Here is a 20,901-nt window from a genome sequence, read left to right on the forward strand (position 1 = left end):
GCGGGACTGATGCGTACAACCGGCGCAACGGACGGGCGCTTGCCTGCGCGCCGGCCCACGCGCCGCACTACGGTGCAGCGACTGCCGTGACGGTCGATACTCCGGAAACCGCGTTCCCGCTTTGCGCGGACCATCCCCCGCCCAGCGACTTGTAGAGCGCGACGAGCGCGAGCGCCGTGTCGCGGTCGGTCTGCGCGAGCTTGTCGTCGGCGGCGTAGAGCGAGCGTTCGGCGTCCAGCACAGGCAGGAAGTCCACCAGACCCTGGCGGTACAGGCGCGTGGCCACGGTCACGGCTTCGCGGTCGCTTGCCGTTTCTGCGGCAAGTCGATCGCGGCGCACGCGCGCCTGGCCATACGACACTAGCGCCGTTTCCACGTCGCGCAGCGCGCCGAGCACGGTACGCTGGTAGGCGGCCGCGGCGGCGTCGGTGCGGGCCTCTTCGGCGTGCACCTGGAAACGCACGCGGCCTGCATCGAAGATCAGCCAGCGAATGCTGGGCCCCACCGAGAGATACCGGCTGGGCGAGGTGAGGAACGTGGAGGCGTCCAGGCTCTCCAGCCCCGCTGCGCCCGTGAGGGAGAAGTGCGGATAGAGGTCGGCCTTCGCCACGCCGATGCGTGCGTTGGCCGCCGCGAGCCGGCGTTCCGCCGCGCGAATGTCGGGGCGCCGCTGGAGCAGATCGGAGGGCAAGCCCACCGGCACGTCGGCGACGGGCGCTGGAATGGCCTGGGGTGCATCGAGTTGCGCGAGCAGCGCTTCGGGTTGATGCCCCACCAGCGCGCCGATCCGGTAGATCGAGCCGCGCGCGTTCGCTGTGAGCGACGGAATCTCGGCCTGCGTGTCCGCAACCAGCGCTTCGGCGCGCAGCATGTCGAGCCGCGACGCGAGCCCCGCATCGAACTGTGCGCGCGTGAGCACGAGCCCGTCCTGCTGGATGGCGAGATTGCGGCGCGCCACGTCGAGCCTGCGTTGCGCGCCGCGCAGCTCGATATAGTTGCGCGCGATTTCCGCAGCCAACGTGAGGCGCACGTCCTGGCTGCCCGCGACGGCGGCTTCATACGAGGCGTCTGCGGACTCGACACTGCGCCGCGTGCCGCCGAACACGTCGAGTTCCCACGACGCGTCGAAGCCCGCTTGCCAGAGATTGCCGTTCTTGCCCGGCCCCATGCCGCCCGGCTGCACGCCGGTGGGCACGTTGGCGCTGCCGTGCGTGCGGCGGTAGAGTCCGCCCGCATCGATCTCGGGATAGTCGGCCGCGCCCGCGATGCCGCGCAACGCCCGCGCTTCGCGCACGCGGGCCTCGGCTTCGGCGAGATCGGGCGCGGACTGCAACGCTTCTTCGATCAACGCGTCAAGCGTCGTGTCGCCCAGGTTCTGCCACCACGCATCGAGCGACGCATTAGACGAAGCCGTATTCGATGAAACCTGATCGCGCTCCACGTACCCCGCCGGCAACGCCGTTTTGGGCGCCACGTAATCGGGCCCGACGGTGCAGCCTGCGAGCACGCCGGTCCACGCGAACGCCGCCGCGCACGCGAGCCGCATGTACCACATGCGTGCGTGCCGCTGCGGCAGCACTAGCCCAGGAATTCGAGCCATTTCGGCTGCTCCCTGATGAAGATGCGCGTTTCGACCGACATGCCCGGCGCGATCCACTTCATCGCCTCGCCCGGGTTGTCGAACTCGATCTTCACCGGCACACGTTGCACGATTTTGACGAAGTTGCCCGTGGCGTTTTCCGGCGGCAGCAGCGCGAAGCGCGAGCCCGTGCCGCGCTGGATGCTCTGCACGTGGCCGCGCAGGTGCAGGTCCGGGAAGGCGTCGACGTCGACGGCCACTGCCTGGCCGGGGCGCACCTGCGTGAGCTGCGTTTCCTTGTAATTCGCGATGACGTAGAGGTGCTCGGGCACCACGGAGAGCAACAACTGACCCGGCTGCACGAAGTTGCCGGGCTCCACCGTCTTCTTCGCAATACTGCCCGCTTCGCCCGCATAGATCTTCGTGTACGTGAGATTGAGCGCGGCCTGATCCACGGCGGCGCGCGCCTGGCCCACAGCGGCTTGCGCCGTGGCGGCCTGCGAACGCGCGAGTTTCGCTTGCGCCTGGGCCGCCTGAACGCGAACCTGCGCCGCGATCACAGAGGCACGCGTGCTGGACGCCGCGGCCTTGCCTTCGTCCACGCGCTGCGAAGACACGGCGCGAATGTCGGACACCGATTGCAGGCGGGTCAGGTTGATCTGCGCGAGCTTCGCGTTGGATTCGGCAACGTCGAGTTCGGCGCGTTGCCGCGCAATCTCGGCATCGGCCACGGGAATCTGGTCGCGTGCTTCCTGGAGCTTGCCCTCGGCGTCGGCGAGGCTGGCTTTGGCCTGTTCGAGCTGCACCACGTAATCGCGCGGATCGAGTTCGATCAGCAGTTGACCTGCCTGCACCTTGCTGTTGTCGTCGACGTGGAGCTTCTGCACGTAGGCGGGCACCTTGGGGATGACGGACACGATGTGCGCGTCCACATAGGCGTCGTTCGTGCGCTTCTCGTAGAGGTCGGGCACGAGGAAGTAGAGCGCGATGAGCACGAGCACGGCGAGCCCGGCCGCGCCGAAGATCAGCGAACGGCGGCTGGCGGGCGGCACGGCAGGGGCGCTTTTAGCGGGCGTTTCCCGCAGCGGGGTCTCGCTCATCGCGGCCTCCTGGGGGCAGCGAGCGCACACGCGGCGTGGCGGATCGTGTCGTGATTCATGGTGTTTTCTTCGGAACAGACGTGAGGGGCGTAACGGACACAGAGGCAGACGCAGACGCAACCACAGACGCAACCGGCGTAGGCGGCACGAGCGGCAGCACGCAGAGCGTGAGCACGCCCACGGCGGCCATGAAGGCGAATGCGTCGGCGTAGGCGAGCGTCGCGGCCTGGCGTGCGGTTTCTTCGGCCAGCATGCGCACCGCGGCGCGCGAACTGTCGAAGCTCGTGTAGCCGCCGTTGCCCGTGAGCGTGGCGCCGATGGTGGAGAGCCAGTCGCGCGTGACGTCGCGGTCCATGCGGACGTGGTCCGCGAGGCGCGACGAATGCAGCGTCTCGCGATGCGTAATCAGGATGGTCAACAGCGCCACGCCCAGCGACGCGCCGAACTGGCGAAACGTCATGTAGAGCGATACGCCGTCCAGCAAGCGGTTCTGTTCGATTCGCGCCACGGTGCCGCTGCCCACGGCGGGCAGCAGCGGCGAAAGGCAGGCCGCGTAGAGCACGAGCGGCAGCACGAAATAGGGGCCCGGCGTGCCGGTGGTGAGCAGGCGATGAAACACCACCATCGAGGCGATCAGCATGACGAGCGCGAGCGCAATCGCCTTGCGCTGACCCACGCGCGTGATGAGCGGCACGATGAGCGGGCGCATGGCCGCGGCGGCGAGCGCATAGACGCACATGATCTGCCCGGTTTGCGTCGCGCTGTAGGTATTCGCCGCGAGATTGCGCAGGAATTCGGGCAGCACGAAAACGCTGCCCGACAGAATCATGCCCGTGAACACGCCCAGCACCGCGGACGACAGCACGTGGCGGTCGCGCAGCAGGTCGACGCACATGAGCGGCGACCGGTTGGCCGGACTGGATTGCCACGCCACGAAGAGCACGAACGCCGCGGCGCCCGCGAAGGCGAGCGTGCGCAGATGCGCTGAGCCGAACCAGCCGTCTATCTCGCCGCGATTCAGGATGATCTGCAGCGAAATGAGCGCGACGGCGAGCAGCACGATGCCGGGCCAGTCCGTCTGCACGGCGCGTTGCGACGAGGCGGGCGGCATGGCCGGAAAGTATCGGGCGATGAGCCACAGCGCGCCGCCGGCATAAACGAGGTTCGGCAGGAAGATGAGGCGCCAGTCGTAGTGGTCGGTGATGTAGCCGCTCGCGACGAGACCGGCGGCGCTCGACAGATAGAGCACCGTGGAGACGCGCATCAGCGCGGCGCTGCGTTGGGGCTTGGGCATCAGCACGTAGATGCTCGCGCGCCACCACACCACGAGGCCCGCCGCGGCGAGACCCTGAAGTGCGCGCCAGACCAGCATCGTTTCGAAGCCGGGCGAGAGCGCCACGCCCATCGAGGTGCCCGCGAAGGCCACGACGGTGGCGAGCAGAAAGCGGCGATAACCGACATGGCCCGCAAGCCACACGGAGACAGGCACGCCGAGAAAGAGCGCGCAACTGTAGGTGGTGAGCAGCCAGCTCGCCTCGTCGCCGGACACGCCGAGCGAGCCCGTGAGGTCCGGCAGCACGAGATTCATGCTGTCGAACGTGTAGAACTCCATGCCGGTGGCGAGCCCGAGGCCCGTCAGCAGCGGTCCGACGTGCGCGGGGGCGATGGCGGGCATCGTGCCGGGAGTCGTGCCAGGTGTCGTGCTCGATGCGGCGGCGGCCCCGGCCTGGGCGGCGGCGGGCGATGCGGATGTCGAAAGGACGGGGTCGCTCATGACGGTTGGCCTGGTGCGTTCGCGCTCAATGCGCTTTCACTGCGCTTCGTTCGCGCCGAGCGAGACGAACGGGACGACCGAGACGAGCGACGGGAAGGCGACCGGGATCGGCGTGTGGTCCGGTGTGTGATTCGGCGTTTGATGGATCAAGCCGGGCAGGGTCTTGCCCGGTCGAGCGTTGGCAGTGGGCATGGCGGCCTCCGTGAAATGCCGTTGAAATCGAATGGTCCTGGGCGCGATACCACGCGCGCGTGGGCCGGCCGTCGCGCCGCGAACGTGACGGGCGCAGCGAAGCGGGCGCCCGATGCCGCGTGGCGGCTGCCTGCCGCTAGTCTTTCCAGTTCGAGCCCAGAATCAGGCCGCAGAAATTTCTGCGCCGGTAGTTCGGATCGCACCGTTCGAGCACGTCGGCATTCGCGGTGCCGAAGGTGGTGAGTGGGCGCCGCTCCATGCCTTGCGCGAACGTTTCGAGAATCTGTTCCTTGAAGCGCGGGCCGCGCGGAAACGCGTTCACCACTTCGTCGCGGTCGGCCTGGCACACTTCGTCGAAGTGCATGCCGAGCAGGTCCGTTTCCACGCCCGCGCCGATCAATGCCGTGAGCGGAGGCATTTCCGCGTGCAGGCCGAACGACGTGTGCAGCGCCACGGCGCGCGCGGCTTCGGCGACGTCGTCGTCCGGTACGCCGTGGCACGAGAGAAACGCCTGCAACGCGTTCGCGCTGTCCAGCTCGAAGCGCTTCTGCGAATCGCGATAGAGCGACGTGAGCCCGATGTCGTGGAAGAGCGCACTCACGTAAAGCAGTTCGGCGTTATAGGCGAGCGCGCGATGCTTGCCGATCAGTGCGGCGAACAGAAATACGCGCACCGAATGCCGGTACAGAATGTCGGGTTCGGTAGCCATGACCGTGGCGAGCGCGGCCTGGGCCATGGTGCTGTCCGGTATCGGAATGCCGGCGACGCAGCGGCTCATCGTGTCTCCTGTCACAGGTCGAGCAGTGCGGCAAGCGAATAACGACCTGCGCCCCCAATGGCAATCGTGCCGAACAGAATCAGCAGCATCCACGCGAATTGTGCCTGCTCCGCAGTCCATTCGGGATGCACGAACAGCAGGGCGATCACGGTGACCACCATCACAGGCAGCGCCGCGAGCCGCGCGGCGAAGCCTGCGATGACGAGCACCGGGCACACCACCTCCGCGAAGATCGCGAACGCGATGCTCAGATGCTTGCCGAGGTGAAACGGGTCTTCGATCGCCGCGGCCTGGCTCGCGTAGTGCTGCACCTTCGGCAGACCGTGCACGATGAGCAGTAGCACGCTGGCGGTGACGCGCAGGAACAGCAGGGCGATGTCCGTGGCGTTCGCGGCGACGTTGGCCTTGAAGCGAGCGGGTGCGAAAGACATGGTGCGCGGTCCGGATGGCGATGGGTGGCGATGGGCGACGACGGATCAGAACGCGAAGCAGCTACAGCCGAGCGCGCCCCAGAAGCCGTTGTGGTCGCTCACCGGCGCGTTGCTGCGCCACGCCCACATATGGCCGTGACCGTGCACGCCGCACTGGTTCGCGCAAGCGTCGATGCAGGCGCGCGCCGTGGTCTGCGACGATGCAGCGGACGCAGCCGGCCGGTAGCGGCTGTAGCCGCCGAACTCGGCAACGGGAGACCACGTGGGGCTCACGGGCAGCGCAGGCGGCGCGAGCGGGCTGAATTCCTCGTCGGCGTAGACCACCTTGCCGTTCACCACCGTGAGCACGGACGAGAGGTACTTGATGCGTTCTTCGTCCACGGTGAAGAAGTCGTCGGTAAGCGCGGCGAAGTCGGCGTACTGGCCCGGCACGAGTGCGCCCTTGCGGTCGTCTTCGTTCGAGAACCACGCGCTGCCCACGGTGTAGCGGCGCAGCGCTTCCATGCGTTCCAGCCGGTTGCGCTCGGGGTACAGCAGCGTGCCGCCCACCGTGCGGCCCGAGATCATCCAGTAGAGCGAGACGAACGGGTTGAAGCTCGCCACGCGCGTGGCGTCCGTGCCGGCGCCCACGGGCAGGCCGGCTGCCAGCATCTTCTGGATGGGCGGTGTGCGTTGCGCGGCGGCTTCGCCATAGCGCTGGATGAAGTACTCGCCCTGATAGGCCATCCGGTGCTGCACCGCGATGCCGCCGCCCAGTGCGGCGATGCGGGCAATGTTGGCCTCCGAGATGGTTTCGCAGTGGTCGAAGAACCAGCGCAGGCCGTCGAACGGCACTTCGCGGTTCACCTCTTCGAACACGTTGAGGAAGCGGCTGATGGATTCGTCGTAGGTGGCGTGCAGGCGGAACGGCCAGCGGTTCTGCACGAGCAGCTTCACGACGCCCTTCAGCTCGGTTTCGAGCGACTCCGGCAGGTCCGGGCGCGGCTCGAGAAAGTCTTCGAAGTCCGCGGCGGAGAACACGAGCATTTCGCCCGCGCCGTTCACGCGCAGGAACTCGTCGCCGTCGCCGGGCTTCGTCATCTTCACCCAGCGCGCGAAGTCTTCGATCTCTTTCTTCGCGTTCTGCGTGAACAGGTTGTACGCGATGCGCATGGTCAGCTCGCCGCGCTTCGCGAGTTCCATGATGACGGCGTAGTCGTCGGGGTAGGCCTGGTAGCCGCCGCCCGCGTCGATGGCGCTCGTCACGCCGAGCCGGTTCAGCTCGCGCATGAAGTGGCGCGTCGAATTCATCTGGTCGTCATACGGCAGCTTCGGGCCTTTCGCGAGCGTGGCGTAGAGCAGCCCCGCGTTGGGGCGCGCGATCAGCATGCCCGTGGGGTTGCCGCTGCGGTCGCGCTGGATCTCGCCGCCCGGCGGGTTCGGCGTGTCTTTCGTGTAGCCCACGGCGCGCAGCGCGGCGGCGTTCAGGAGCGCGCTGTCGTAGAGGTGGAGGATGAAGACCGGCGTGTCGGGCGCGATGGCGTTGATCTCTTCGAGCGTGGGCCCGCGGCGCTCGGCGAACTGCAGCTCGTTCCAGCCGCCCACCACGCGCACCCACTGCGGCGCGGGCGTGCGGGCCACCTGGCGGCGCAGCATGTCGAGCGCGTCGGCGAGCGAGGGCACGCCGTCCCAGCGCAGCTCCATGTTGAAGTTGAGGCCGCCGCGAATCACGTGCAGGTGCGAGTCGTTGAGACCCGGAATGACGGTGCGGCCTTGCAGGTCGACGCGCCGCGTGTTGGCGCCGGCGCGCTGCATCACGTCGCGGTCGTTGCCCGTGGCGAGCACGCGGCCGTCCTTGACGGCGAGCGCCGTGACGAACGAGCGCTTCTCGTCCTGCGTCGCAATCTTGCCGTTGAAGAAGACCGTATCCGCGGTCGCCGCGTCGTTGAACTGGGCAGTCATCGTGCGTTCCTGTAGGTGGATGGACAGGGCTGTCCGTGATGGCGCGAAGGCGATGAACGGAGCGGCTCGCCTCGTGCTGCGCCGTCGGTTTTTCAACAGTACGCAAGGGGCGGCTGAAAGTCCTTAGCCGCACCTGAAACGTTCTGAAGCGAGGCGGTGCGCCGGTTCGCGCGCATCGAGGCGCAAGCAGCAACGGCGTGCAGGAGAATTCAGAACGATTAAATCGGTGCGGCGGCGGTACGGCGATAGGATGGCTGCGCGTCGTTGCCGCGGCAGGAAGGCCAGCCGCGGCGGCGTCCACATGCGTTTTCACTCACCCACTCACCATTGGGCACTGCAAGGACCGACGTCATGCAATACGTCTACTCGCTCTTATCGGGCTTGCTGTTCGGCATCGGCTATGGGCTGCTCGGCCTGAAATCGCCGGCGCCGCCGTTGATCGCCCTCGCGGGGCTGCTCGGCATGCTGGGCGGCGACCAGCTCGTGACGCAGCTGAAGGCGCATCTCGCGGCCCGCAATGCGCCGGCTGCGGTCAGCGCGCCGGCCTCCACGTCGTCCACGCCGACGCCCACGCCCATCGTCGCCGCGCAGCGCGACGCAGGCGCCGACGATCAGCCGAAGTCATGAGCACGCCGCACCAGGACATCGACATGAACGTTTCACCGTCTGCCGTGCAGGCAGCCGAGGCCGGTGCCGAGGCTTCGACGCCGCAACGCCTCGTCACCATCCTCGCGTTCATTGCCGGTTACGTGGATGCGTTCGGCTTCGTCGCGCTGTTCGGCCTGTTCGCCGCGCACGTCACGGCGAACTTCGTGCTGATCGGCGCGAACGTGGTGGGCGAGGGGCAGGGCATTCTCATCAAGCTGCTCGCGTTTCCCGCTTTCATCGCGGGCGTGGCCGTGGCGCGCGGCGTGGTGGGCATGGCCACGCGCCGCGGCGCGTTTGCGGAGCGCGCCCTCTATGTGCTGGAGGCCGCCTGCCTGTGTCTGATGATGGCCGCGGGCCTCGTGGTCTGGCCGCACTACGGGCCCGACAGCGCGTGGGCCATCGTGGCCGCGCTCTTCGGCGCCGCGGCCATGGGCGTGCAGAACGCGCACAGCCGGCTCGTGCTGCCGGGCCAACCGCCCACCACGATGATGACGCTGAACGTGACGCTGGGCGTGCTGTACACCATCGACGCGCTCACCGGCCGCACGAGCGACGCGAAGCATGCGGCCCGCGAGCGGCTTGCCGACATCCTGCTGCCGGTGGCGGGCTTTGCCATGGGGGCGATCGTGGCCTGCATCGCGTTCGTGCAGGCCTCGTTCTGGGCGCTGCTGTTTCCCGTCATCCTGCTCGCGATCCTCGCGCTGCGCGCCGGCCCGGGTTCATGCGCGGTGGCCGAATGAGGCAGCGGCCTGCTTGCCGCGCGGCTGCAAGAAGATTTAAGCGAACGCAAAGGACTCTTCAGCGCCACGCGCCTAACGTTCATGCTGCGGGTGCCGCGTAGCCGAACGGCCGGAATGTCCGCCGCGTCGCGCCTGGCTTCACGGTGTGCATCATCCATGTGCGCCATGAGCGGCCCGCAACCATGAGCGGTTGCGCCCGCGCCCGCGGTATAGCCATTCCTGTGCGAGGACACGCCAAATGGAAGAACTCGATCGTTGGGAACACGTCGTCATGCTGCTGTGGCTTCAGTCCGAGGCGCGGCAGCCCATGCACGCAGCGCGGCCCGAAGCGGCCCGCCCGCGTGCGCGCAGCGGCGCAGGCGCACGCAAGGCAGCGGGCGGCAATGCCGCGCGGGCGGCGGCGGGCGTGGGGCTGAACCGAACGTCGATCATCGCGATGGAGAAGCAGAACGACAGCTCCATGCTCGTGTCGTGGAGCGACTCCACGCGCTGCCGCTACATCGACCAGCGCTGGATCAGCGCCAAGTCGCGCTCGAGCGGCTACTGCGCGCTGACGGGCCGGGCCATTCGCCGCGGCGACCCGATCTACAAGCCGCAGTGGCGCGGCGCACACCGTCCGGCGAACAGCATGGAGATGATCCTCGCCGCGGAACTGGAGCAGATGGCCGCGCGCTGAAACGGCGGCCCAGAACCCGCGCGCGACCTGCACGATAAACGCGGCTTCTGAAGCGCAACGCGTCGGCCGGCTCGGGCGGCGGGCGCGCGCTCCTGCGGCCGGCACATCAGTCCGGCGCCGGCCTGTGTGACGGGCGGCGCCGTTTCGTAGTTCGCATTGCAACTGGAGAAAACAGCATGATTCGAAAGACGTGGATCTCGGTGGCCGTGGCCGCCTGCGCCGCCGTCTGCCTGCAGACCGCACAGGCGCAGGTGGTGGGCCATCAGACGATCGGCATTTCGGTGACGGAAGCCGACGCGATTCTCGCGGGCTGGAGCGTGAAGCGCTCCATTCTCGGCAAGCCCGTGTTCAACGAGCAAGGCCAGCAGGTGGGCAAGGTCTATGACATCGTCGTGGCGCCGGACAAGTCCGTCTCGTATGCCATCGTGGATGCGCAGCGCTTCGTCGGCATGCGCCACGACGTGGCGGTGCCCATCGAGCAGCTCGATTTCGCCGACGGCAAGCTCGTGCTGCCCGGCGCCACGCGCGAGGCGCTGAAGGCCATGCCGGTGTTCCAGTACACGAAGATGCCGGCGATGCCGAAGCCGCGCGACGCTTACCAGCACCCGTAATGTGACAGGCGCATGTCTTCGCGGCTTTTCGGTCCGAAGGCATGCGTGGCCGGGCGCAGCAAAACCGCCTGGTTCAAAACGGCAAAAGAAGCAAGCCGTGCTGCCTGAGAGATTCGCGTCGCGAATAAAAAATCGTCTAATCAAAAATATCGAACATTGAGTTCGGAATATTTAAATCTTCGAATGAGGGGAATGCCGTAGGATGAGCGTGCCGCGCCGGCTGCGCCGGCATGACTTAATACCGACTCATTTGTCGAAAGACAGCTTGCAATGATTCAGATCGGGCAACTCCACGTCTTTCTCGAGAGCCGCGAAATTCGCTTGAACGGCGAAGTGGTGCGTATTGGCAGCCGCGCATTCGATATTCTCGAATTGCTGATTCGGGCCGAAGGCGCATTGGTGTCGAAGGACGACATTATCCGCGGCGTCTGGCCCAGCACCATCGTTCAGGAAAACAACCTTCAGGTTCACATCGCCGCCTTGCGCAAGGCGCTGGGCAACGACCGCGACCTCATCCGCACGGTGCCGGGGCGCGGCTATTGTCTGGTCGGCGCATTGAGCGACGCGGCGGTGAAGCGCGGCACGCCGGACCTCGCGCAGCGCCTGCCGGTGTCGGCTTCGGCGCTCGTGGGGCGCGAGGCGTCCGTGGCGCAGATCACGAACGCACTCGGCGCCGCGCGCATCGTCACGCTGGTGGGCTCGGGCGGCATCGGCAAGACGCGCGTGGCGACCGAAGTGGCGGCGCACGTGGCCGCGCGCTTTGCGGACGGCGTGGTGTTCGTGCCGCTCGCGTCGGTATCGGACCCGCGCTTCGTGGCCGACGCGCTCGCGGATGCGCTGGCCGACGCGCTGCCCGCTGCGCTGGCGGGGGCGCTCGGCATGGCGAGGCCCGCCGGCCGCCTGACGCTGGCCGACATCGTGCCCGGCCTCGCGGGCCGTCGCATGCTGCTCGTGCTCGACAACTGCGAGCATCTGATCGACGTGGCCGCGCAGGTGGCCACGGCGGTGACGGCGGCGAGCGCTGGGCTGTGCGTGCTGGCCACGAGCCGCGAGGCGCTGCGCGTGGCCGGCGAACTGGTGCACCAGGTGCCGCCGCTCGAAGTGCCCGGCGAGGCGGACAGCGGCGAGGCCATCGTGCAGGCCAGCGCCGTGCAGCTCTTCATCGCGCGTGCGCGTGCCGCGGACGCGCGCTTCCCGCTCAACGAACGCACGCTGCGCCTGACGGCGGCCGTGTGCCGGCGGCTGGACGGCATCCCGCTTGCCATTGAACTCGCGGCGGCGCGTGCGGCCGTGCTCGGCGTCGAAGTGCTCGCCGATCATCTGGACGATCACTTCCGCATTCTGGCCGGCGGTTTTCGCACGGCGCTGCCGCGGCATCAGACCTTGAAGGCGATGCTCGACTGGAGCTATCGCCTGCTCGACGACACCGAGCGCACGCTGTTGCGCTGGCTCGGCGTGTTCATGGACGGCTTCTCGTTCGATGCCGCGTATCACGTCGTGAGAGGCGTGACGAGCGAAGGCGCCGAAAACGACCACGCGTCGCGCGGTTTTTCGGAGGCGCAATTGCTCGATGCGTTGAGCGGGCTCGTCGCGAAGTCGCTCGTGATTCGCGAAAGCGCGGGCGCCGGCACACAGACGCGCTACCGCCTGCTCGCCATCACGCGCGCCTACGCGCTGCAAAAGCTCGAAGACTGCGGCGAGCGCAAGCAGGCAGCGCTCGCGCATGCCACGTATTTCCACACGGTGTTTTCGCAGGCGCCGTCGCTCAGCAGCGGGCACGCGCCCGGCACGTGGTTTCTCGCGTTTCGGCGCGAACTCGGCAACTTGCGCGCGGCGCTCGACTGGGCGTTCGCGCCGGGCGGGGACGCGGTCGTGGGCATTGCGCTCGCGGCGGTCGCGGTGCCGTGCCTCTTCGATGCCTCGCTGATCGACGAATGCTGCGAGCGTGCGCGCATCGCACTCGACGCCACGCTCGACCCCGCCGTCGCGCCCGTGCCGCCCGAAACGCGCTTGCGCCTGCTCGCGGCCTACGGTGCCGCGCGCGTCTATACGCAAGGGCCCGTGCGCGAGGTGCTCGACGTATGGGCCGACGTGTTCACGCTCGCGCTCGAAACGGAGAGCGGCGAGTATCAGCTGCGCGCGTTGTGGGGCCTGGCGAGCACCTGCCGGTACGGCGGCAACATCCGCACGGCGCTCGCGTTCGCGCAGCGCTTTCGTGCGCTGGCGCGGCGCTTCCCCGATCTGCCTGTCGGCGTGATCGGCCTGCGGCTCGAGGCCATCGCGCTGCACTACGCCGGCGAACAGGAGGCGGCGCGCGAACGGCTGGACGAGATGCTGGCCGTCTACGCACACCCCACGCATCGCTGGAACGTGGTGGGCTTTCGCATCGAACACGGCATTGCCACGCGGGCCACGCTGGCGCGCGTGCTGTGGGCGCAGGGCGATGCGCGGCAGGCGTTGCATGTGGCGCAAGACGCGCTCCATGCGGCCATGCGCTACGAACACGACATCGTGACCTGTTACGTGCTGGTGGAAGGGCTCGTGCCCGTCGCGCTCTTGACCGGTGCCCACGACCTGGCGCGCGAAGGCATTGCGCTGCTGGAAACGCGCGCGGCACGCACGGGGTTCGTGATCTGGAGCGCGTGCTGCGCGTGTTATGCCGCGAGCCTCAAGTGTGCAGTGGATCCGCAGCCGGCCCATTTGCGCGAATTCGCCGCGGCGCTCGACGGCTTGCGCAAGACCGGCTATCTCGCACCGCTCACCATGCTGCTGGGCCAATACGCGCGCGGTTTGAGAGCCTGCGGACGGCACGACGAAGCCGCTGCCGCGCTGGACGAAGCGAAGCGCCACAGCGAAGCCAACGGCGAGCACTGGTTCGACGCGGAACTGCGTCGCATCGGCACGGGCCTTTTACGCGCGGGCGGGACGGGCGGCATCAGCAGCAACACGGGCGGCGACCCGAGCGCCGCTTCAACGTCGGCGTCGACGTCGACGTCCACGTCCACGTCGAGGTTCACCTCGCCACCCATTCGCCGCACGCTCAAATCTGCGTGATGAAGCGGTCGATCAGGTCGGGGCGGTCGAGCTGTTCCACCCACCAGCGCAGTGCGCGTCCCGCTTCGTCTTCGCGCCATGCGAGGTAGCAGTGCGTGATCTCGCGCATGCCTGTGACGCGTCGCGCCACCAGCTTGCCTGCGTCGATGGCCTGCTGGGCGAGGCACTCGGGCAGCGTGCCCACCGCGAGCCCCTCGCATTGCGCCGCCAGCTTCGCGGCGAGCGTGGGCACGGCGATGTAGGGCTGGCCGTCTTCGGTGGCCACCGACCGCGGCTGCAATTCGCGCGAGGTGTCGCTGATCACGGCGCCGCGATAGCGCAGCACCGTTTCGAGCGAAAGCGGCTCGGGCAGTTGCGCGAGCGGATGATCCGGCGCGACGGCGAACACATGGCGCAGCGTGCCCACGGGCCGCGCCACGATATGCGGCAGCGGCGGCGGCTCGCCCGTCGCGCCCACCACGAGGTCGGCGCGGCGCGTGACGAGCGCGTCCCACGTGCCGCCCAGCACTTCGGTGGACAGGCGCAGGCGCGTATCCATGGCGAGGTCGTAGAACGTATGCACGTAGGGCCACAGCGCGCCGAACGGCAGGATTTCGTCGATGCACAGGCGCAGTTCCGACTCCCAGCCGTGTTGAATGCGCTGCGCCTTCAGTTCGAGCTGCTCCGCGGCGTGCAACAGACGCCGGCCTTCTTCCACCACCACGCGGCCCGCATGCGTGAGCCGCGCGCGGCGGCCGCTGCGGTCGAACAGTTCGACGTTGAGATCGCTTTCGAGCTTCTGGACGAGATAGGTGAGCGACGACGGCACGCGGTGCAGCTGTTCCGCTGCTTCGGCGAACGTGCCGGCCCGGTCGATCGCATCCAGGGCTTCGAGGGCTTCGAATGACAGCTTCATGGCCAGATTCCTGTTCGTATGAGGATGTCGCCGCAGGCGGGGCAATGTGGGCAGAGCCGGCATCCATGGCGCATGAGCGGCATCGTAGCTTGATTGGAGTCCGTCATGAGCGTACTTAAGAACGTTTCAAGGTGTTTTACCGCTGCGTGCAGGTGAGTTTCCACGCGGCCCGATGTACTCATGTCGCTTCATGGTTTTCATACGAAGCAACGAACGGTGACGGCACGTGTTGCCGCACTCCTTCGTTCAGAACGTTTAACCCGTCGCCAAGGCTTTATGCGTAGGCCCTCGTTAACCTCTCCTATCCAGCCGTGCCGCCTGCCGCGCGGCACACCCGTTTGCCGAGTTCGACCATGAGCGCCAGCCCGCCGAACCTTTCCGCTTCGCCCGATGCTCCCGCAGCGGAACTCGATACGCCTTACTCGTCGCTCGAACATCGTCAGCACCAGATGTTTCCGAAGCTCTCTGCCGCGGAGATCGCCAGCCTGCGCCGCTTCGCGACGCCTAAGCGCTTCGCCGCGGGCGAACTCGTCTTCGAGACGGGGCAGGTGGCGCCGGGCCTCTTCGTGCTGCTCAAGGGCCGCGTGCGCATCTGTTCGCGCGACCGTCTGGGCCGGCAGACACTCGTTACCGAACACGAAGACGGCCACTTCATGGCCGAGATGGCGCAGCTCGCGGGCAAGCCCGCGCTCATAGACGGCTTCGCGCTCACCGATTGCGACACGCTCGTGGTCACGCCCGAACGTCTGCGTGCGTTGATCGTCGCGGACGCCCAGCTGGGCGAGCACATCATGCGCGCGCTGATTCTGCGGCGGCTCGGGCTCATCGAGCAGGGGCTCGGGCCCATCATCGTGGGCGATGCCGGCGACGCGCACCTCGTGAGCCTGCAAGGCTTCCTGCGGCGCAACGCGTATCCGGCTTCCATCGTGGATGCCCGCACGGACGCCGACGCGGTGCGTCTGCTCTCGGGACTCACGACCGGCCCGGCCGATTTCCCGCTCGTGTTCTGCCCCGACGGTTCGGTGCTGCGCGCGCCCGACGAGGCGCAACTCGCGACGCGCCTCGGTCTCGTGCCCACCTTCGAGCGCTCGCATGTCTACGACGTGGCCATTGTGGGCGCGGGGCCCGCCGGACTGGCGGCAGCGGTGTATGCCGCTTCGGAAGGGCTCTCGGTCGTGGTGTTCGACCGCCGCTCGCCGGGCGGCCAGGCCGGCGCGAGCGCGCGCATCGAAAACTACCTCGGCTTTCCCACGGGCATCTCGGGCCAGGCGCTGGCGGCGCGCGCATTCCAGCAGACGTTGAAGTTCGGCGCGCACGTCGCGATTCCGGGGTGCGTGGTCGATGTACACCGCGACGTGGCCCGTGCCTCCGGCGGTTTCGTGCTGGGTCTCCCCGATGGGCAATGCGTGCGCGCCCATACCGTGGTGGCCGCGAGCGGCGCCGCGTATCGCAAGCCCGCGGTGCCGGGCTTCGAGCGCTTCGAGGGGCGCGGGCTCTACTACTGGGCTTCGCCTATCGAGGCGCGGCTCGCGAAGGGGCAAGACATCGTGCTGATCGGCGGCGGCAATTCGGCGGGCCAGGCCGTGGTGTATCTCGCGGGCTTCGCGCGCAGCATCCGCATGCTGATTCGCGGCAAGGACCTGCGCGCGAGCATGTCGAGGTATCTGATCGATCGCATCGCGGCGCTGCCCAACGTATCGGTCTGCACGGGCTGCGTGCTCGATGCGCTGGAGGGCGACGAATGCGGGCTCGCGCAGATTCATATCGTGCGGGACGGACCCGCGGACGAAACGGCGGCGGAAGCGCGGGTTGAACCACGAGTGGAACCACGAACGGAAGCGCAGGCGCTGCCGGGTTGCGCCGAGGGCAAGACGCGCGAGGCGATTGCGACGCGGCATCTGTTCCTCTTCATCGGCGCGGACCCGAAAACGGACTGGCTCTCCACCAGCGGCGTGCAACTGGACAGCCGCGGCTTCGTCGTGACGGGGCACCGCTATCCGCTGGAGACCAACGTGCGAGGCCTCTTCGCCGTGGGCGACGTGCGCTCGGAGTCGGCCAAGCGCGTGGCCGCGGCCGTGGGCGACGGGGCGGCCGTGGTGGCACAGATTCACGCGTACCTGGCCGACATCAAGGCGCATGCCTAGCGGCCCGCCGCGAGCCGCATCGCGGGCGCCTTCGACGCTTCAATCGGCGTGCGGGCCGGTGTCCTGGTCGCGCGGTATGGACTCCGATGCAGGCCGCGACTGCGCACGCGGCGCGCCGCCGGGCGGCGCTCCGCTGCGCCGCCACGCGCCCGGCGACATGCCCACCGTCTTCTGGAACACGCGGCTCAGGTGGCTCTGATCCGCAAAGCCGCAGATGGCCGCAATGTCCGAGAGCGGCAGCCCGGTTGCCTCGATGAGGTTGCGCGCCTGGGCCGTGCGCTGCTCCAGCAGCCATTGGTGCGGCGTGCGTCCCGTGGTCTTCGCGAATGCGCGGATGAAGTAGGCGCGCGAAAGATCGCATTCGCGTGCAATGTCCGAAATGGATGCGCCCGCTTGCGAGGCCTGCATCAACATTTCCTTGGCCCGCGCTTCGGCCGCGGCGGAAAGGCCGCCTTTCATGGGCTTCAACGGTGTGTGCGGATCGGGCATCACATGCGCCACGCGCGCATTGCCGTATTGCCGTGCGAGATGCGTGCCGATGGCGAGCCCCACCTCTTCGATGAAGAGCTTGCCGAGCGGGCCGGGCGCTTCGAGGCCGGGTGCCAACGTTTGCGCGAGATGGCCGAGCACGCGGTCTTTCTGATGCATCGCACAGGTGAGCCCCGCGATGTCGGCCACGCCCTGCTCGTCGGCGAGCCGCATGAGAAAGGCGCGCGGCAGCTCCACGAGCACGAAGTCGAAGCCGCCGTAGAGGTCGGCCCGGTAATCCTCGGAGAAATCGCGGATATAGATGGACCCTGCTTCGAAGCGACGGTCCACGGCGCGCGCGCCGCGGAAGATCTTGCGCCGGTGCCCGGCCGCGAGCGATACGCCGATCAGAAAGCCGCGCTCGCACGCGGGCATCGCAATGCGGTCCAGTTGCGCCGCTTCCATGCACTTGCGGTAGAAGCGGATGTCGTCGCCGTCGAACTGAACGTCTTTGAGCAGCTTGCTCGACACGCAGCCCAGCGTGTCTTTAGGGTCCTTCGCAGGGCGGGCCGTCGTGGTGTGTGCGTGAGACATGGGGCGGTTTCCTCAAGACGGGGCGTGGCCTCGTGACCTGCTGCGCCACCACAGCCGCGAACGACCGCGGCGAAACACCGGCACCTGCGAGGCGCTGCCCGCGGTGCGATGCGCTTGAGCACTATTGTTCAAGACGGCATATTACCGCTCGTTTACATTTTTGACATTTGATCGGGCGCGCATGCCGCAGGCGCCATTGCGAAACCCTGCCAGGAGAATGGCCATGAATCAGATCGGCACATTGCTGGTGAACTTCGACCAGCGCGAAATTCATCAGCACGGCCGCTCGGTGCGTGTCGGTGCGCGGGCGTTCGACATTCTGGAAGTGCTCTTTCGTGCCAACGGGACGATTCTCTCCAAGGACGACATCATGGATGCCGTCTGGCCCGGCCTGATCGTCGAAGAGAACCGGCTCCAGGTGCACATCGCCGCGTTGCGCAAGCTGCTGGGCGGCGACCGCGATCTCATCAAGACCGTGCCGGGCCGCGGCTATCTGCTGGTGGCTCAGACGGCACGCACGGCCGAAGCCGATACCGACACGCTGCGGCAATCGTCTGCGGGTCCGCAAGGCGGCATGCTGCCCGCGGGCGTGGCACGCCTGATCGGACGGCAGGCCGAAGTGGAGCAGATCGTCGAGCAGATGGGCCGTGCCGCCGTGACCACGCTGGTGGGCGCGGGCGGCATCGGCAAGACCTGTCTTGCCGTGCACGTTGCGCGCGCGATGCGCGATCGCGGCGAGCGCAACGTGTACTTCGTGGAGCTGGCTCAGGCCGCGTCGCCCGATGCCGTGCTGGCCACGCTCGCGGCCGCCGTGGGCCTGGCCGACGCCGCACAGTCGCTCACCGCCCAGGAAGTGGCCGATGCGTTGGCGGACACCGGCTGCCTGCTCGTGCTCGACAACGCGGAGCACGTAATCGACGCGGTGGCGAGCCTCGTCGAAGTGCTGGTGCTGCGCAACCCGGCGCTGCGCGTGCTCGTGACGAGCCGCGAGCCGCTGCGTATCTGGACCGAATGCGTGTTTCGCGTGGAGCCGCTCGCGGTGCCGGCCAACGGCGCATCCGCCGACACGATCCTCGCGCACTCCGCCGTCGAACTGTTCCTGCATCGCGCTCGCGCCATCGCGCCTGGGTGCGCATCGGACGAAGCGAGCCTCGCGATCGTGGCCGACATCTGTCGCCGCCTCGAAGGTCTGCCGCTTGCCGTGGAACTGGCCGCGGCGCGCGTGGCGACGCTCGGCGTGGAAGGCGTGGCCTCGCGGCTCGACGACCGCCTGAATCTGCTCACGGGCGGCCTGCGTTCGGCCTTGCCGCGCCACCAGGCCTTGCGCGCCACGTTCGACTGGAGCTACGCGTTGCTCGACTCCACGTCGAGGGCGCTCTTCAGGCGGCTCGCGTTCTTCACGGGCACGTTCAATTTCGACGCGGTGTGCGCCGTGGCCACCGAGCCCGGCATGCCGGTGGCGTCCGTCATCACGAGTCTCAGCGAACTGGCCACGAAGTCGCTCGTCAACGTGGAGTGCCGCGGCGCCATTGCCCAGTACCGGCTCACCGAATCGACGCGCGCCTACGCCATGGAAAAGCTGCGCGACGAGGGCGAAGTGCAGCTGATCGGCACGCGCCACATGTTGCACGTGCAAAAGCGCATGGAAGAAGGCGCGCTGCCCGTGGGCGGAGGGCCGCTCGGCGGCGGCGCGCAGGAGCGCCCGCTGCCGTCGCTGGACGAAGCCCGCACGGCGTGCGACTGGGCGCTTGCCGGCGACGGCGACCGCGCACTCGGCGTGGCGATGGCCGGCTCGCTGGTCTGCACGCTGCTCGAAGCCGGGCTCGTGCACGAATGCCGCGACCGCGCGCAACGCGCGCTGACGATGCTCGATACGTTGCCCGCGGGCGCCGTGGATACGGTCTGCGAAATGCGCCTGTGCACCGCGTATGCCTCCACGCTGCTCTATACCGACGTGCCCGTGCACAACGCCACGTCGCTATGGAACCGCGTGCTCTGGCTCGCGCGCGACGCCGGCGACGAGGCGTTTCAGGCGCGCGCGCTCTGGGGCCTGTGGAACACCATGCTCACCACCGGCGACATTCACGCATCGATGCGCTTCGCCACGCGCTTCCAGCATCTTTCGGAGCGCAGCGGCTCGCCGTTCCAGCAGGCGCTCGCCGCGCAGATGCTTGCCGTGTCGCTGCACCTCTACGGCGAGCACGAGCAGGCGCGCGAGCGCATCGAGCACGCAACGAATTCCATCGACGAGTCGCGCCCTTCGGAGTGCTCGCTCTCGGTGGACCCGCTCATCATCGGCAACGCCACGCTCGCGCGCATGGCGTGGATTCAGGGCGACGCAGAACGCGCCATGCAGTACATCGAAAAGGCGATGAATCGCGTGCGGGCCGACATGCTCGAGCCTTCGCTGAGCCATCTGCTTGCCGTGGGCGTGGTGCCGCTGGCGCTGCAATGCGGCGAGCTGGAGACCGCTACGCGCTACCTGAGCATCCTGCGCTCGCAGGCCGCGATCCATCGCTTCGAGAGCTGGCGCGACTACGCGGAATGCCTCGCGGGGCAGATCGATATCGAATGCTGGCGTACCGAGGCCGGGCTCGCGCGCATGGGGCCGGCGCTTGCGCGGCTGCTCGGGCGCGGCTTCCGGCGGCTCGTCACGCCGTTGATCGTGGCGTGGAGCGAGGGGCTGACGCGAGCGGGGCGCATCGACGAAGCGCGCGCCAAGCTCGACGAGACGCTCGCGCATTGTGAGGCCAATGGCGAGTACATGTTCGTGCCGGAACTGCTGCGCGTGCGCGGCATCGTGGAGCTGGAGCGCGCGCGCCGCGTGGCCGAACGCGCGCCCGACGCCGCCGAACTGCACGAGGCCGCGGGCCGCCGCCTGCTTTCCGATGCGATGCGGCTGGCTCACGAGCACGACGCGCCCATGTGGGAACTGCGTGCGGCGCTGGACTTCGCGGGGCACCTGGCGGAGAAGGGGCAATTGCGGCAGGCCGCCGCCCTCACCACGGATCTCTCGCCGCGTTTCAACCTGCATTCGGATGCGCCGGATATCCGCCGTCTCGTCACGCTCGGTGAAACGATTGCGAAGAAGCTGGCCGCCGCGCCCGCAGCCGCGCATGGCGGCGAGGCCGCTTCGTCGCAGAAGGCGGCGCCCGCGCCGGCCCCCCGCTGGCAAACCGCGGCGTTCGCCGTGCATCCGGCGGCGCGGTCGTTGCAGTGAGGGCGTGCGGGGCGTCTGGAGGCAGGGGCGCTGAAGCGCGCGAGGAGGTAATGAGG

Annotated in this window: 16 protein-coding genes; 7 read left to right on the forward strand and 9 right to left on the reverse strand. The window is 68.2% G+C overall.

The genetic code is table 11. The features are described 5' to 3' along the window. Positions 1–67: 67 nt before the first annotated feature. The 7 genes from U0042_RS05945 to U0042_RS05975 form a co-directional block, all read right to left on the reverse strand. A complete protein-coding gene (locus U0042_RS05945; protein WP_114811641.1) occupies positions 68–1,600 on the reverse strand; it encodes an efflux transporter outer membrane subunit in 1,533 nt (510 codons plus the stop codon). Continuing rightward, positions 1,579–2,679, reverse strand: coding sequence for an HlyD family secretion protein (locus U0042_RS05950; protein WP_114811642.1), 1,101 nt, complete (start codon positions 2,677–2,679; stop codon positions 1,579–1,581). Before U0042_RS05950 ends, U0042_RS05945 begins: the two co-directional genes overlap by 22 nt. A 55-nt stretch (positions 2,680–2,734) precedes the next feature. After that, positions 2,735–4,453: an MFS transporter gene (locus U0042_RS05955; protein ID WP_232833423.1), complete on the reverse strand. Its 1,719-nt coding sequence runs from the start codon at positions 4,451–4,453 to the stop codon at positions 2,735–2,737. Positions 4,454–4,489: 36 nt separating this feature from the next. Further along, positions 4,490–4,645 carry a hypothetical protein gene (locus tag U0042_RS05960; protein WP_157977844.1) on the reverse strand — a complete coding sequence of 52 codons (156 nt, stop codon included), beginning with the start codon at positions 4,643–4,645 and terminating at the stop codon, positions 4,490–4,492. A gap of 136 nt (positions 4,646–4,781) precedes the next feature. Further along, a complete protein-coding gene (locus tag U0042_RS05965) occupies positions 4,782–5,423 on the reverse strand; it encodes an HD domain-containing protein (RefSeq protein WP_114811645.1) in 642 nt (213 codons plus the stop codon). Between the two features lie 11 nt (positions 5,424–5,434). After that, positions 5,435–5,854, reverse strand: a complete 420-nt coding sequence (locus U0042_RS05970) for a DoxX family protein (protein ID WP_114811646.1) — start codon at positions 5,852–5,854, stop codon at positions 5,435–5,437. A 45-nt stretch (positions 5,855–5,899) separates the two neighbouring features. After that, a complete protein-coding gene (locus U0042_RS05975; RefSeq protein ID WP_114811647.1) occupies positions 5,900–7,795 on the reverse strand; it encodes an amidohydrolase in 1,896 nt (631 codons plus the stop codon). 351 nt (positions 7,796–8,146) lie between these two features. On the opposite strand from U0042_RS05975, the gene U0042_RS05980 reads away from it, so the two are divergent. The 5 genes from U0042_RS05980 to U0042_RS06000 all read left to right on the forward strand — a co-directional run bounded on the left by U0042_RS05980 (position 8,147) and on the right by U0042_RS06000 (position 13,524). Further along, positions 8,147–8,422 (forward strand): DUF1427 family protein, encoded by a 276-nt coding sequence (locus U0042_RS05980; protein WP_114811648.1) that lies wholly within the window; start codon positions 8,147–8,149, stop codon positions 8,420–8,422. After that, the gene (locus tag U0042_RS05985; RefSeq protein ID WP_232833424.1) at positions 8,419–9,183 is read left to right on the forward strand and encodes a YoaK family protein; all 765 of its coding nucleotides are present in this window, start codon (positions 8,419–8,421) and stop codon (positions 9,181–9,183) included. Before U0042_RS05980 ends, U0042_RS05985 begins: the two co-directional genes overlap by 4 nt. A 238-nt stretch (positions 9,184–9,421) precedes the next feature. Further along, a complete protein-coding gene (locus U0042_RS05990; RefSeq protein ID WP_114811649.1) occupies positions 9,422–9,859 on the forward strand; it encodes a DUF3331 domain-containing protein in 438 nt (145 codons plus the stop codon). Positions 9,860–10,035: 176 nt separating this feature from the next. Next, positions 10,036–10,470, forward strand: a complete 435-nt coding sequence (locus tag U0042_RS05995) for a PRC-barrel domain-containing protein (protein WP_198665342.1) — start codon at positions 10,036–10,038, stop codon at positions 10,468–10,470. 270 nt (positions 10,471–10,740) lie between these two features. Continuing rightward, positions 10,741–13,524, forward strand: a complete 2,784-nt coding sequence (locus U0042_RS06000) for an ATP-binding protein (protein WP_232833425.1) — start codon at positions 10,741–10,743, stop codon at positions 13,522–13,524. On the opposite strand, the gene U0042_RS06005 is transcribed toward U0042_RS06000, so the two are convergent. Continuing rightward, a complete protein-coding gene (locus U0042_RS06005; RefSeq protein ID WP_114811650.1) occupies positions 13,511–14,419 on the reverse strand; it encodes a LysR family transcriptional regulator in 909 nt (302 codons plus the stop codon). The genes U0042_RS06000 and U0042_RS06005 overlap by 14 nt on opposite strands. A gap of 353 nt (positions 14,420–14,772) precedes the next feature. On the opposite strand from U0042_RS06005, the gene U0042_RS06010 reads away from it, so the two are divergent. Next, positions 14,773–16,563: an FAD-dependent oxidoreductase gene (locus tag U0042_RS06010; protein WP_114811651.1), complete on the forward strand. Its 1,791-nt coding sequence runs from the start codon at positions 14,773–14,775 to the stop codon at positions 16,561–16,563. 39 nt (positions 16,564–16,602) lie between these two features. On the opposite strand, the gene U0042_RS06015 is transcribed toward U0042_RS06010, so the two are convergent. After that, the gene (locus tag U0042_RS06015) at positions 16,603–17,625 is read right to left on the reverse strand and encodes a helix-turn-helix transcriptional regulator (RefSeq protein WP_114811652.1); all 1,023 of its coding nucleotides are present in this window, start codon (positions 17,623–17,625) and stop codon (positions 16,603–16,605) included. 223 nt (positions 17,626–17,848) lie between these two features. Here U0042_RS06015 and U0042_RS06020 point away from each other — a divergent pair, with 223 nt between their 5' ends. Continuing rightward, positions 17,849–20,845, forward strand: coding sequence for an ATP-binding protein (locus U0042_RS06020; RefSeq protein WP_114811653.1), 2,997 nt, complete (start codon positions 17,849–17,851; stop codon positions 20,843–20,845). Positions 20,846–20,901 lie beyond the last annotated feature (56 nt).

Source organism: Paraburkholderia kururiensis (genome assembly GCF_034424375.1).
Lineage (GTDB): Bacteria > Pseudomonadota > Gammaproteobacteria > Burkholderiales > Burkholderiaceae > Paraburkholderia > Paraburkholderia kururiensis_A.

Bases quoted from the DNA above. Each gene is read 5' to 3' on its own strand.
- U0042_RS05980 (WP_114811648.1), top strand. From the start codon at position 8,147: ATGCAATACGTCTACTCGCTCTTATCGGGCTTGCTGTTCGGCATCGGC.
- U0042_RS05950 (WP_114811642.1), bottom strand. From the start codon at position 2,679: ATGAGCGAGACCCCGCTGCGGGAAACGCCCGCTAAAAGCGCCCCTGCC.
- U0042_RS05965 (WP_114811645.1), bottom strand. From the start codon at position 5,423: ATGAGCCGCTGCGTCGCCGGCATTCCGATACCGGACAGCACCATGGCC.
- U0042_RS05955 (WP_232833423.1), bottom strand. From the start codon at position 4,453: ATGAGCGACCCCGTCCTTTCGACATCCGCATCGCCCGCCGCCGCCCAG.
- U0042_RS06000 (WP_232833425.1), top strand. From the start codon at position 10,741: ATGATTCAGATCGGGCAACTCCACGTCTTTCTCGAGAGCCGCGAAATT.
- U0042_RS05960 (WP_157977844.1), bottom strand. From the start codon at position 4,645: ATGCCCACTGCCAACGCTCGACCGGGCAAGACCCTGCCCGGCTTGATC.
- U0042_RS06005 (WP_114811650.1), bottom strand. From the start codon at position 14,419: ATGAAGCTGTCATTCGAAGCCCTCGAAGCCCTGGATGCGATCGACCGG.
- U0042_RS05970 (WP_114811646.1), bottom strand. From the start codon at position 5,854: ATGTCTTTCGCACCCGCTCGCTTCAAGGCCAACGTCGCCGCGAACGCC.
- U0042_RS06015 (WP_114811652.1), bottom strand. From the start codon at position 17,625: ATGTCTCACGCACACACCACGACGGCCCGCCCTGCGAAGGACCCTAAA.
- U0042_RS05985 (WP_232833424.1), top strand. From the start codon at position 8,419: ATGAGCACGCCGCACCAGGACATCGACATGAACGTTTCACCGTCTGCC.
- U0042_RS05975 (WP_114811647.1), bottom strand. From the start codon at position 7,795: ATGACTGCCCAGTTCAACGACGCGGCGACCGCGGATACGGTCTTCTTC.
- U0042_RS05995 (WP_198665342.1), top strand. From the start codon at position 10,036: ATGATTCGAAAGACGTGGATCTCGGTGGCCGTGGCCGCCTGCGCCGCC.
- U0042_RS05990 (WP_114811649.1), top strand. From the start codon at position 9,422: ATGGAAGAACTCGATCGTTGGGAACACGTCGTCATGCTGCTGTGGCTT.
- U0042_RS06010 (WP_114811651.1), top strand. From the start codon at position 14,773: ATGAGCGCCAGCCCGCCGAACCTTTCCGCTTCGCCCGATGCTCCCGCA.
- U0042_RS05945 (WP_114811641.1), bottom strand. From the start codon at position 1,600: ATGGCTCGAATTCCTGGGCTAGTGCTGCCGCAGCGGCACGCACGCATG.
- U0042_RS06020 (WP_114811653.1), top strand. From the start codon at position 17,849: ATGAATCAGATCGGCACATTGCTGGTGAACTTCGACCAGCGCGAAATT.